Here is a 13,015-nt window from a genome sequence, read left to right on the forward strand (position 1 = left end):
GAGGGTCTAGGTTGCACCCAAGGAACTGACCGCGCTCCACCTTGCTGTCGGATGTCTGAATAGGCGGCCCCTCAAGCACGAGGCCGCCCAGGGCTTCGCATCGCTGAGCCGGGTCAGTGGGCAGCGGCGGCAAGGGCGTGGCGCAGGCGGACACGCTCAGCACGATCACTCCACCCAACACCCCGACCGACCGCAAGCCCATGCTTATTGCGCCGCAAACTCGCTCAGCGCATCGATCACGGCCCGGTTCTGGTCTTCCGTCCCGATGGTGATGCGCAAGGCCTGAGGCAGGCCGTAGCCGCCGACTGGCCGCACGATGATCCCTTTGCCGTTCAGATAATCATTGGCGGCGGCGGCCCGTTCGGCCCCGTCGAACACGACCAGCACGAAGTTTCCGGCGCTGGGCAGGACCTCAAGGCCAAACCCGCGCAGGGCCTGGGTCAGGCGCGGCTTCCAATTCGACACCAGCTCACGCGAGGCCGTCTGGTGCGCCTCGTCGAACAGAGCGGCGGTCGCCGCCTCAAGCCCCGGCACGGAGACGTTGAACGGAAGGCGGATGCGGTCGATGGCTTCGGCCACCTTCAGCGGCGCATAGCCGAAGCCGATGCGCAAACCGCCGAGGCCGTGGATCTTGGAGAAGGTGCGGGTCACGACGATGTTTTCCGCCGCCTTGGCCAGGGGGAAGGCGGTCTCCCAGTCGGCCTCGGTCACATATTCGGCATAGGCTTCATCGACCACCAGGATCACATGAGCCGGCAGGGCGGCGTGCAGGCGGCGGATCTCCTCGCCCGTGTTGTAGCTGCCGGTCGGGTTCGAAGGGTTGGAGACATAGACGATCTTGGTCCGGTCATCGACCTGGGCCAGCAGCGCGTCGATCTCGGCCTTGAAGTTCGGCTCGGGCGCCAGCTTGACCTGGGCCTCGCAGCCCAAGGCGCTGATCCGATAGGCCAGGAAGCCATACTGGCCGCAGACGATATTGTCGCCCGCCGTCAGATAGGTCTGGTTCAGCAGGGCGAAGACCTCGTCCGAGCCATTGCCGAAGATCAGCCGCTCGGGCTCCAGCCCATGCTTGTCCGCCACGGCGTCGCGCAGCTTGGTCGCCCGGCCGTCCGGATAGATGTGGATGTTCTTGATGGCGGCTTCATAGGCCGCGCGCGCCTTTTCCCCGGCCCCCAGCATGTTCTCGTTGGAAGACAGCTTCATCGGCTCGGCGACGCCGGCGATGGACGACTTGCCGCCGACATAGGGGGCGATGTCGAGGATGCCGGGCTTTGCCTGGGGTCCTTGGGGCGCGTCGATCATGGGAAGCCTTGAACTCGGAAGATGAGGGGAAGTCAGAAGACGGGCGCGGCGCCGATGACGCCGGTCAGGCGGCCGGGGGCCGCGCTCAGCCGTCCGTCCTCGGCCTGCACATAGCCTGCCAATAGGAACAGCTTCAAGCCGCCCGCCGCCGCCAGGGGTTCGGCGGCCAGTCCGGCCTCGCCCAGGGCCTCGACGATCCTGGCGTCGGACAAACCGCTGTCAGTGACCCAGAAGCTGCGGTCGTCGCCCGTCGGGCCCGAGACGGCCTTCGACACAAGGACCGCCTGGGGCCGGGCGCCACGGTCGTCCGGCAGGGCGGCGACGATCCTCAGGTCCGGCCGGGCCAGCAGGCGCCCCCACCAGGGCCGATCGGACGACAGGTCGATCAGGGCGCGCCCGCCGCCCTCGACCGCCTTCAGCGCCGCGTCGGCCGACAGGGGCCGGATGCCCAGGCCGTAGCGGTCAGCCGCCAGGATCTGGGCCATGCCGCCGCTCGCCGTCAGCGCCGGCCCGGCCGCCGCCTCGATCCGTCCCCAGACCGCCTTGAGCGCGGCGGCTTCGGCCGGACCGGCGTCCGCCAGCAGGCCGCGCAGGACGATGACCGAGGCGTCGAACCGGTCCGCCATCCCGGCGGCGACACGGGCGCGCACCGCCGCCGCCACCGCCTGGTCCAACCCCAGCAGGTCCTCGTCCGGCGAAGCCGCTTCCAGCAGCCCCATCAGAACAGCTTGGGCGCCGGGGCCAGGGGGAAGGGTCCCAGCCAGGTCCGACCGTCGCGGAACACCAGGGTCAGGGCCACATCCTCACGCCCCGCCGCATCCGCCGCCCCCGCAGCAGCGGCGGCTCCAGCCGCCCCGACCCGGTTCACCGCCCCCTGGCGCGACTCCAACAGGCCCGACAGGGCCGGCAAGGGCTTTTGCGATTGCAGGGCCACCTGGCCGACCAGGCGCCCGTCCGCATCGGCCCGCAGCACGTCGCTGCTCAGAGTGGCGCGACTGTCGCCGGCCTGCAGATCGCCGCGCAGATTGCGGAAGGTCCCGCCGCCCTGGGTCCATTGCGAAAACACCCCGGCCGCGTCCCCGACCTTCAGCAGGTCGGCCCGGCCGACGGTGGCCTCCAGCTGGGTGGTCAGTTGGCCGTCCTGGGCGAAGCCCTCGACCGGTCCGTCGCGGCGTCCCTGGCCGTCCACCAGCCGGAACATCACGTCGATGGCGTCGCTCGGGGCGGTCGAGCCTGCCAGATGGGGCCGCGAATAGAATTCGATCCGTGCGGCCCGGGCGATGGGGAAGGGCTCGCCGTCGGGATGGACGGTGAAGATCGGATTGACCAGTTCCAGCGCCAGATTGGGCCAGCGCTGGTCGATGCCGCTGGCGCTCATGCGGATGGCGTCGCCATTGATGGCGACCTTGCCCTTGCCGGCCCGGGTCAGGATCAGCCCCTCGGGCGCGACCACGACCCATTTGGTCGGCTGATAGGCGTTGGCCTCGGCGTTCAGCTCCGGCGCGGATATGGCGTGACCGGACGGGGCGGCGATCGTCACATGGGTCAGTTTCACATTGGCGCGGAAGGGCCAGCCGACGATCCGCTTGTCGGCGTAGCGCACGTCCCAGCCCTGTTGGCGCAGGGCGGCCGACTGGGCCTCAAGGCCGGCGTCGATCTGGCGCGTCAGATAGAACCACCAGCCGGTCCAGGCGGCCAGGGCGATCAGCACGATGATGAAGGGGGCGTAGAGGCCCGCACGGCTGGGTCGCTGGGTCGGTGCGTCGGTCATTCAAACTCCGGGGTCGAGACGGCTATAGCCCAAGGAAGGACGACCGCCCAAGGCGTTCAGGCCGTGATGTCGACCAGCCTGGCCCCCGCCGCCCGGGCCGCCGCTTCGGGCGCGACCCCCAGCAACAGCCCGCGCTGGCCGCCGTTGATCAGTATCTGATCAAACAGAACGGCCGTCTCGTCCATCACCGTCGGTACGGTCTTGCGCTGCCCAAAGGGACTGACGCCGCCGACCTTGTAGCCGGTCAACCGTTCCGCATCGGCGGGCTTCATCATCTGCGCCGACTTGCCGCCGATGGCCGCCGCCAGCTTCTTCATGCTGACCTCGCAGTCGGACGGCGCGATGACGCAGGCCGGCGCGCCGTCGACCAGGGTCATCAGGGTCTTGAACACCTGTTCCGGGGCTTTTCCCACAGCCTGGGCCGCCTGCAGCCCCACGCGCGGCGCCTCGGGATCATAGTCATAGGCGAACAGTTCGAAGGCGACCCCGGCCTTGGTCAGGGCGACGGTCGCGGGCGTGGTCTTCGACATTTCAGGTCATCTCGGGGTTCAGGAAACCGCGGGTCAGCGCCACGGCGTCGGCCAGGCCCATGCGCTGGACCTCCGTGCCCGGCGGCAGGCTGGCGAACAGGCGGGTGGGAGTGGCCGCGTCCAGCATCACGAAGACCCCCTTGTCGTCGCCGCGCCGGATCAACCGCCCGAAGGCCTGGGCGATCCTGGCGCGGGCCAGGGCGTCGTCATAGCCCCTCCCTTGCGAGAACTGGCCGCCCAGCCGTTCGCGCCGCGCCTTGTGCAGCAGATCCGGGCGGGGCCAGGGCACGCGGTCGAAGGCCAGAACCCGCAGCGACCGCCCCGGCACATCCACCCCGTCGCGCACGGCGTCCGTGCCCAGGAGGCACGAGTTCTCCTCGACCCGGAACATGTCGACCAGGGCCCCGACCTCCAGCGGATCGACGTGCTGGGCGTACAGGGGCGCGCCGGCCTTCGCCAGATCCGGGCCGAGCCGTTCATAGACCGCCTTCAACCGGCGGATGGCGGTGAACAGGCCCAACCCTCCGCCCCCGGCGGCCAGGAAAAGTTCGCGCATCGCCGCCGCCGTCTGGCGCGGATCGTCCTTGACCAGGTCGTTGACGACGATGACCCGGCTGTTGGACGCATAGTCGAAGGGGCTCTCGACCTTCAGGGTGCGCGGCGGCTCGATCAGCCGGGCCGAGCCGGTGCGCAGACGCGCGAGGTCGAACGGGTCTTCCTGCAAGGGGTCGGACAGGGTGGCCGAGGTCACCAGCACCCCGTGCGCCGGCACGATCACGGCGGCTTCCAGCGGCACGGTCGGGTCGATCCAGTGACGGCGCAGGGCCACGTCATGGATGCGGCCGAACGCCGTCTCGGCCGACAGCCAGTCGACGAAGTCCGGATCGGGCTGATCCCCGCCGTCCTCCAGCGCCGCCAGCATGGAGCGCCAGCCGGGCAGGGTCATGCGCGCGCGCCGGTCCAGGCCGCGCAACGCCCCTTCGATCCGCGACCGCTGCGACCCGTCCAGCTCGGCCGCCTCGTCGTCGAGGATGTCCTCCAGATGCCGCGACAGGGCCAGCAGGGGCGCCTCTATGGCCGCCAGAGCCTGAGCCGCCGCGCGGGCGGTCTCGGCCACGGGGTCGGTCACCGGCTTCAGCGCGCACTCCATGCCGAACTCCGGCCCGCCGTATGTGTTGGTCTCGGCCGTGCGCGCCCGCAGTTGATCCAAGGCGGCGGCCAGGAAGGCCTCGATGGGACCGATGGGGTTCACCTCACCTGAAGCGGGGGCGACGCGGCCGGACACGCCCTCGCCCGGCAGCGCGGCCGAAGCGCGGATGGCGTCCTGAAGGGCTTTCAACGCCGCCTCATTGTCCCCGACCATGTCGCCCAGCCGCTGCTCCAGCCCGCGCCCGCGCCGACCTCGCCCCTCAGGACCGCGTATCCAGCGGCGCAGCTCGGCCGCCTCCTGGCCCGACAGACAGGCGGAAAAGGCGCTGTCGGCGGCGTCGAACAGGTGGTGGCCCTCGTCGAAGACGATGCGTTTCAGGGCGGCCGTCTCGCCGTCCTGCTTCTGGCCCCGGGCCGAGCGCGCGCCGTCGAGAGCGGCCTGGGTCAGGACCAGGGCGTGGTTGGCGATGACCAGGTCCGCGCGTCGGCTGGCGCGGATGGTCTTCTCGACGAAACAGCTGCGATAGTGGGGACAGGCGGCGTGGACGCATTCGCCGCGCCGGTCCACCAGATTGGCCGCCCCCGCCGCATGGGCGGCGGGCATGGCGAACAGGCCCGGCAGCCAGCCGGGAAAGTCGCCGCCCGTCATGTCCCCGTCGCGCGTATGCACGGCCCAGCGTCCCGCCAGCGCCAGGCCGACCAGGTCGCCGTTCCCGAGCTGGGCCGCCTGGACCATGTCCTGCAGATTCAGGACGCACAGATAGTTCTCGCGCCCCTTGCGGATCACCGCCTTCTTCTTGCGCTCTTCCGGGTCGGGCCACAGGGCATGGCTCTCGCGGTCGATCTGGCGTTGCAGGGCGCGGGTGTAGGTCGAGATCCAAGCCGCTCCCTGGTTCCGTTCGGCCCACAGGGAGGCGGGCGCCAGATAGCCCAGGGTCTTGCCCGTGCCTGTGCCCGCCTCGGCCAGCAGCATGCGGGGGCGGCCCTCCTCGTTGCGCGGCGAAAAGGCGAAGGCGGCCTCGGCGGCGTAGTCCGACTGGGTCGGCCGCGTCTCGTCCAGACCCGAGGCCTGAAGCAGTTTCGCCAGCCGAATCCGCGCGCTCTCGCTATCGACCGGGGCCGACCCCGCCTCGCCACGCGCGGCCTCGTCCTCCCATTCCGTCAGCCGGCTCCAGACGTCGAGGCCCGAACCGCGATGCTGACGCGCGCGCACCCCGCCGTCCTTCAGCGCCTGCACCACCCGGTCGCCCCAGGCCCAGCCGGCGCGCTGCATCGTCAGAGCCAGCACATAGGCAGCCTCGCGCTCGGGATAGGCGGGCGCCGCCAGTTCGCCCAGCAGCAGACCCGCCGCCTCGCGCAGCGCGCCCGCCTGATCCTCGGCCGACCGAGGCTCGGCCAGGCCCAGCGACAGGGCCAGGCCCGTCGGCGACGGAGCGCAGAACCGCGCCGGCCGGACGAAGGCGTACAGCTCCAGCACATCCATCAGATCCGCCGACCGGGGCGGCGGCGTCAGGCCCAGCCGCCGCGCCGTCAAAGAGGCGTGGGCCACCATCACCGGTCCGTCGGTGAAGAAGCCCTCAGCCGCCCCCCGCCCGATCTTGCGCGCTCCCGCGTCGTCGCACACCGCGCCTGCGCCTGGCGGGGTCGCCAGCGCAGGCGGGAGAGGCTGCTGAGGCGCGAAGGCGCTCAGGCCGGTTTCAACAAGGACGGATTCGTCGGACACGCGCGATAGATAGCGGGCCTGAGATAGAAACGGAACGAGAACATCTAGCGATTGAGGCTCTTGCGCGCTAATTGTCGGCCATGGCCGCTAAGACAAAACTCCTGACCATTAACGGCCTGCTGGCTGTGACCCTGCTGGCGGCGATGGTCGTCGGCGTAGCTGGATTAGCCGCCTGGCCCAAGATCAGGGGATTTGTCGCCCAGGATTCTTGTCTTGATGCAGGCGGCGCATGGAACGGCCACGCCTGCGTAGGCGCTCGGCTGGGGTGACGTCCCTTCCCCCTCTCTTCGCCGACTGGTTCGCGGGGCGCGGCTGGTCGCCCCGGCGGCATCAGCTGGAGATGGTGGCGGCGGGCCAGGCGGGTCGTCACGCCCTGCTGGTGGCGCCGACCGGCGGGGGCAAGACCTTGGCCGGCTTCCTGCCCAGCCTGATCGACTTGGCCGAGCGGGGGCCCCGGCCGCAGCATGGGCCGGGCTCGGGCGTGCATACCCTGTATCTGTCGCCGCTGAAGGCCCTGACCACCGACGTCGAGCGCAATCTGATGACGCCGATCCGCGAGATCGGGCTGAACATCCACGTCGAGACGCGGACGGGCGACACCAAACAGTCCAAACGCCAGCGCCAGCGCGACTTCCCGCCCGACATCCTGCTGACCACGCCCGAACAACTGGCCCTGTTCTGCGCCTGGGAGGGGGCGCGGTCCTATTTCGCCGACCTGAAATGCGTCGTTCTGGACGAGGTCCACGCCATCTGGAGCGGCAAGCGCGGCGACCTGTTAGCCCTGGGCCTGGCGCGGCTGCAGCAGTTTTCGCCGGGGATGCGCCGGGTGGGGCTGAGCGCGACCATCGAAGACCCGGACCTGATCAGAGGCTGGCTGAGCCCCCCCCCAACGGTCGAGGACGTCGCCCTCGTCAAGGGCGACCCCGGCGCCCCAGCCGTGATCGACGTCCTGATCTCCGAGGGCAAGGTCCCCTGGGCGGGCCATACCGGCCGCCACGCCATCCCCGAAGTCTACGCCGCCATCCAGCGCGCGACCCTGGCCCTGATCTTCGTCAACACCCGCTGGCAGTCGGAGTTCGTTTTCCAGCAACTGTGGGCGATCAACGACGACAATCTGCCCATCGGCCTGCACCACGGCTCCCTGGCGGCCGAACAGAGGCGCAAGATCGAGGCGGCGATGGCGCGCGGCGACCTCAGGGCCGTGGTCTGCACCTCGACTCTCGACCTCGGCATCGACTGGGGCGACGTCGATCTGGTCATCCAGATGGCGGCGCCCAAGGGCTCCAGCCGTCTGGTCCAGCGGATCGGCCGCGCCAACCACCGGCTGGACGAGCCGTCGCGCGCCCTTCTGGTGCCCGCCAGCCGGTTCGAGATGCTGGAATGCCAGGCGGCGCGCGAGGCGGTGGCCGACAACGCCTTCGACTGGGAGCCGATCCATATCGGCACCCTGGATGCGCTGGCCCAGCACGTCATGGGCGTCGCCTGTTCCGAGGCCTTCGACATCCAGGCCCTGTATGACGAGATCACCGGCTGCGGCCCCTATCGCGACCTGGCGTGGGAGCAGTTCGAGGAGGTGGTCGATTTCGTCGCCACCGGCGGATACGCGCTGCGCACCTATGATCGGTTCGCCCGTATCGTCCGCACCCCCGACGGCCGCTGGAAGGCCCGCACCAAGGACATCGCCCAGCGCCACCGGATGAATGTCGGCGCCATCGTCTCGGCCGGAACCCTGAACGTGCGGGTGGCGGGCCGTCGCGGCGGGGCCTCGCGCCAGTTGGTCCCGGGCCGCAAGGTGGGCGAGGCCGAGGAATGGTATTTCGAACAGCTGACGCCCGGCGACACCTTCCTGTTCGCCGGCCAGGTCTGGGCGTTCCAGGGCATTGTCGGGACCGACGCCCTGGTCAGCCACGCCAATGACAAGGACCCGAAGATCCCGTCCTGGGGCGGGTCCAAATTCCCCCTGTCCACCTCCCTGGCCGACCGGGTGCGGACCATGGTCCAGGACCCTGACCACTGGCGCGTCCTGCCGCCCGACGTGCAGGAATGGCTTGAGCTTCAGGCCGAACGGTCCGCCATTCCCGACGCCGAATCCATGCTGGTCGAGACCTTTCCGCGCGGCAGTCGGCATTTCCTGGTCGCCTATCCGTTCGAGGGCAATCTGGCCCACACCACGCTTTGCATGCTGTTGACGCGACGGCTGGACCGGCTGGGCGTCGGCCCGCTGGGCTTCGTCGTCACCGACTATTCCCTGGCCATCTGGTCCATCAAGCCAATGGACCAGATCGACCTGGACGCCCTGTTCCAGTCCGACATGCTGGGCGACGACCTGGAGGCCTGGCTGGAGGAAAGCTTCATGATGAAGCGGTCCTTCCGCAATTGCGCCCTGATCTCGGGCCTGATCGAGCGCCGCCAGCCGGGCGCCGAGAAGACCGGGCGTCAGGTCACCTTCTCCACCGACCTGATCTACGACGTGCTGCGCCGCCACCAGCCCGACCATCTGCTGCTCAAGACCGCCCGCGCCGACGCCGCCTCCGGCCTGCTGGACGTGGCGCGCCTGGGCCAGATGCTGGCGCGGATCGAGGGCCGGATCCGGCATCAGGCCCTGACCCGTCCCTCGCCCTTCTGCGTGCCGGTTCTGGTCCAGATCGGGCGCGAGCGGGTGGGCGGCGACGCGGCCGAAATGATCCTGGATGAGAGCGCCGAACATCTGATCGCCGAAGTCATGGACGAGGACGCGCCATGAACGCCGCCCTGCGCCAGACCCTGTCCCCCGCGCGCAAGCCCTGCGGTTCGTTGCGCGTTCAGATCGCGGGCGAGACCTGCGTGCTGCGCTGTTCGGGCGCCCTGTGGCTCCCGGCCCATCGCGCCCTGATCGCCGCCGACCTGCACCTGGAGAAGGGTTCGGCCTTCGCCGCGCGCGGCCAGATGCTGCCGCCCTACGACAGCCGCGCCACCCTGGACCGGCTGGAGACCGAGATCGCCGACCTCGACCCCGGCCTTGTCGTGTTGTTGGGCGACAGCTTCCATGACGCCCGGGCCATCGGACGGATGGCGGATGAGGACCGGGCGCGGCTGGACCGGTTGGCGGGCGGCCGAAACTGGCTGTGGCTGGAAGGCAATCATGACCACAAGGCCCTGGCCGACGACGCCCGGACCGAGGCGTCCCTGCCCGGCCGGGTCGTGGGCGACATGGCCCTGGGCGCCCTGCGCCTGACCCACGAGCCGGAGCCCCGAACGCCGGCGGACGACCGCCAGGGCGAGGTCGCCGGCCACCTGCACCCCGCCGCCCGCGTCGTCGCCTACGGCCGCGGCGTGCGTCGTCCCTGTTTCGTCACCGACGGATCGCGCCTGATCCTGCCCGCTTTCGGCGCCTTCACTGGCGGGCTGGACGTGCGCGACCCCGTCATCGCCGGCCTGTTTGCCACAGAGCCCCTGACGGCCGTCCTGGGCCGCGACAAGGTTCACGCCATCGCCTGGGATCGCCTGCCCTGATCTCTTCCGCCCAGCGCAGAAATTCGAGTCGGCGTTTACGGTCGGTTTTCCTGTGCCGCGTAACCTGGGTTCATGACTCTCAGAATGAGACCCAGCATGCAGGCGCAAGCGCAGCATTTCGATCCCGCCGCGACCGCCGACGCCGTCGTCGATTCAGGCGTTGATTCCGCCCCCCCCTTCTTCGCGCCCGTCGTCGCTTCTGACGTCACGGATCAGCTCGAAGCGGCGCGCGCCCTGGTCGAGAGCCGTTTTTCCGATGCGGGCGAACGCCTGGCCGGATCACTCGAAATGGTCGGCCGGCTGATCGAGGCCCTCGACCGGCTGGGTCTGACGCTGAACGTCGAATCGGTCTCGCACACCAGCAACGAGTTGCTGTCGACGGCGGAAAGCCTGAACGCCCTGCCCCTTACGCAGAAACGGCGGGTGGCGGATCTGGATCAGTTGAAGACCGCCGGCGCCCTGCTGGAGGCCGATATAGACGTTATGCGCACCACGCTGCGCTATCTGCGCGCCTTCGCCCTGAACGTGAAGATCACGGCCGGCGCGACCATCCGGGCCGCAGACGAGTTCGCCGGTTTCGCCGAGCGGATGTGTGAACAGTTGGACTTCGGCGTGTCCCAACTGGACCAACTGGCCGAGGAGCTTACGCGGCTCGCACGCCAACTGGACGGCGCCCTGACCTTCGAAGAGGGGCTGGGCGGCAAGTACAAGGAGCTGATTCCGGCGGTGCCGGACAAGCTGGCGCTCGACGCCGAGACGCTCCGCGTGAACCACGCCCGCATCGCCGAGGTCGCCGCCTCGGTCGCCGCCATCGCGCGCGACATCCAGATGAAGGTCGGCAAGGCCCTGATGGCCCTGCAGATCGGGGACATCACCCGCCAGCGGATCGAACACGTCCAGCTGGGCATCCAGGTCGCGGCCCGCACGGTTCGCGAGGCGGACCTGTCGCCCGAGGCGCGCGACCGGGCCGAACGCCGCCTGCTGCACATGGTCGCCGACCAGATGGCGGACATCGCCACCGATTTCGAGGCCGAAGCGGCCAAGGTCGTCCACAGCCTGTCCGGCATGGCCCAGGACACCAAACAGATCATGGTCATTCACGGCCTGTCCGACGGCGGGGGCGACCTGCGCGACCTCGAGATCAGTCTGGGTCGGGCCGGTCTGTTGATCGATGACGTCACAGCGGCCATGACCAACGCCCAGCGCATCAGCGGCGAGACCGTCTCGGCGGTCGAGGCCCTGGCCCGACGGGTGGACGCCATCCAGAAGGTCAAACGCGACATCCAGCAGATGGCGATCAACAGCAGCCTGCGCTGCAATCGTCTGGGGGAAATCGGCAAGCCCCTGAGCGTCATCGCCATCGAGCTGAGCAGCCACGCCAGCCATCTGGAAGACGCCGCCGATCAGACCCTGGGTTCCCTGACCGCCCTGGCCGGCCTGGCCAACGGGATGGAGACCACCCAACCCGGCGACGCGCACGTGGACGCCGGACGCCTGAACGGGGTGCAGAGCCAGTTGCGCCGCGCCGCCGACGTGGTCGAGAACGATCTGGTCGGTCTGGGCGCCCATGGCGAGGCCACGGCCCGGTCGCTGGCCCTGGCCGCCGACCAGCTGGGCCTGAAGGAAGACCTGGGCGACGCCCTGCACACCGCCGCCATCGCCCTGGCCGAGGCCGCCGGACCAGTGGTCGAGGACCTGACCGATATCGCCGGAGTGGTGGACGCCGCCATGACCGAGATCGGGCGCTGCTACACCATGGCGCGCGAGCGGACGGTCCACGCGGCCCATGCGGTCTTTACCGAGACCGACAAGACCGACGAGGCGACGACGACGGAAACAGCCGGTGAAACGGCCGCCGCCGAGGACGAATTCGACGACCTTCTGTTCTGATCCGGGCGGCGGTCGGGCGCGATAGGCGCAGGCCTGGCCCCGTCCGCCTGCCTGTCTGTCTGTCCGCGGGGCCGCCGTCAGCGAGACCGATCGACGTTCATGATCTCGCGAGCGATATGCTCCAGCGCCGTGACCTTCTGGGCGGCGCCGCGCGCAATGGCTTCCTTGGGCATGCCGAAGACGATCGAGGTCGCCTCGTCCTGCGCCACGGTGACGGCCCCGGCCTCCTTGAGCTCCAGCAGGCCGCGTGCGCCGTCATCGCCCATGCCGGTCATGATCACGCCCATGGCGTTGCGTCCGGCCGCCCGAGCGGCGGAGCGGAACAGGACGTCGACGGAGGGGCGGTGGCGCGACACGGGCGGCCCGTCCTTGATCGCCACCTGATAGCGGGCGCCGTGGCGTTCAAGCAGCATGTGCTTGTCGCCCGGTGCGATCAGGACGTGGCCGCGCAGGACCGGATCGCCGTTCTGGGCCTCCTTGACCTCGACCTCGCACAGGCTGTTGAGCCGTTTGGCGAAGGCGGCGGTGAAGCCCGCCGGCATGTGCTGGACGATGACGATGCCGGGCGCATTGGCCGGCAGCGCCTGCAACACCTCGCGCAGCGCCTCGGTCCCGCCTGTCGAGGCGCCCAGACAGGCCACCATCTCCGTCGTGCGCGCCATGGCGGCCCCGGTCGGGGGCGGCAGCATGGCGTCAGCCGTCAGCTTGGTTCCGGGATCCAGCGTTCGCGTCGTCGTTCGCCTTGCGCCCAGCCGGGCGCGCGCCGCAGCCTTGACCACATCGCGGATGCGATCCGCGCTCTCGGCCAGATGGTCCGCCGCCCCGATGCGCGGCTTCAGTATGATGTCGACCGCGCCGGCCTCCAGCGCCTGCATCAGAGTCTCGGATCCGGCCTCGGTCAGGGACGAGCACATGACCACCGGGATCGGCCGCTGGGCCATCAGCTTGCGCAGGAAGGTGATGCCGTCCATGCGCGGCATCTCGACGTCCAGGGTGATGACGTCGGGCACGTCCTCGGCGATGCGACGCGCGGCGACGAAGGGGTCGGAGGCCACGCCCATGACCTCGATGCCGGGGTCGGCGGACAGGACGTCGACCAGAGTCTGGCGCACACTGGCCGAGTCGTCGATGACCAGAACGCGGACCTTGGGCATGGGA

Annotated in this window: 9 protein-coding genes; 3 read left to right on the plus strand and 6 right to left on the minus strand. The window is 69.8% G+C overall.

Annotated elements, in window-relative coordinates:
• Nucleotides 1-204 precede the first annotated feature (204 nt).
• From hisC to GYM46_RS06035, 5 genes are read right to left on the minus strand one after another with little or no spacing between them, the layout of a single operon-like run.
• A complete protein-coding gene (gene hisC, locus GYM46_RS06015) occupies nt 205-1,302 on the minus strand; it encodes a histidinol-phosphate transaminase (protein ID WP_008260770.1) in 1,098 nt (365 codons plus the stop codon).
• 32 nt (nt 1,303-1,334) lie between these two features.
• Nucleotides 1,335-2,021: a hypothetical protein gene (locus tag GYM46_RS06020; RefSeq protein WP_008259757.1), complete on the minus strand. Its 687-nt coding sequence runs from the start codon at nt 2,019-2,021 to the stop codon at nt 1,335-1,337.
• Nucleotides 2,021-3,073: a DUF2125 domain-containing protein gene (locus tag GYM46_RS06025; protein ID WP_008261642.1), complete on the minus strand. Its 1,053-nt coding sequence runs from the start codon at nt 3,071-3,073 to the stop codon at nt 2,021-2,023. Before GYM46_RS06025 ends, GYM46_RS06020 begins: the two co-directional genes overlap by 1 nt.
• Nucleotides 3,074-3,129: 56 nt before the next feature.
• On the minus strand, nt 3,130-3,603 hold the full coding sequence (gene ybaK / locus GYM46_RS06030; RefSeq protein ID WP_008261801.1) for a Cys-tRNA(Pro) deacylase: 474 nt from the start codon (nt 3,601-3,603) through the stop codon (nt 3,130-3,132).
• Nucleotide 3,604: 1 nt separating this feature from the next.
• Nucleotides 3,605-6,376, minus strand: a complete 2,772-nt coding sequence (locus GYM46_RS06035) for an ATP-dependent DNA helicase (RefSeq protein ID WP_008259995.1) — start codon at nt 6,374-6,376, stop codon at nt 3,605-3,607.
• Nucleotides 6,377-6,704: 328 nt separating this feature from the next.
• Between GYM46_RS06035 and GYM46_RS06040 the strand changes: the two genes are divergently transcribed.
• The 3 genes from GYM46_RS06040 (at nt 6,705) to GYM46_RS06050 (ending at nt 11,857) form a co-directional block, all read left to right on the plus strand.
• A complete protein-coding gene (locus GYM46_RS06040) occupies nt 6,705-9,218 on the plus strand; it encodes a ligase-associated DNA damage response DEXH box helicase (protein ID WP_050771587.1) in 2,514 nt (837 codons plus the stop codon).
• A complete protein-coding gene (gene pdeM, locus GYM46_RS06045) occupies nt 9,215-9,967 on the plus strand; it encodes a ligase-associated DNA damage response endonuclease PdeM (RefSeq protein WP_008264137.1) in 753 nt (250 codons plus the stop codon). The genes GYM46_RS06040 and pdeM overlap by 4 nt, the downstream gene beginning before the upstream one ends.
• Before the next feature lie 96 nt (nt 9,968-10,063).
• The gene (locus GYM46_RS06050; RefSeq protein ID WP_008259388.1) at nt 10,064-11,857 is read left to right on the plus strand and encodes a hypothetical protein; all 1,794 of its coding nucleotides are present in this window, start codon (nt 10,064-10,066) and stop codon (nt 11,855-11,857) included.
• Nucleotides 11,858-11,934: 77 nt separating this feature from the next.
• Here the strand turns inward: GYM46_RS06050 and GYM46_RS06055 are convergent, their stop codons facing one another.
• Nucleotides 11,935-13,011 carry a protein-glutamate methylesterase/protein-glutamine glutaminase gene (locus GYM46_RS06055; RefSeq protein WP_008262249.1) on the minus strand — a complete coding sequence of 359 codons (1,077 nt, stop codon included), beginning with the start codon at nt 13,009-13,011 and terminating at the stop codon, nt 11,935-11,937.
• Nucleotides 13,012-13,015: the final 4 nt, after the last annotated feature.

Origin of the sequence: Brevundimonas mediterranea (genome assembly GCF_011064825.1) — a bacterium.
GTDB lineage: Bacteria > Pseudomonadota > Alphaproteobacteria > Caulobacterales > Caulobacteraceae > Brevundimonas > Brevundimonas mediterranea_A.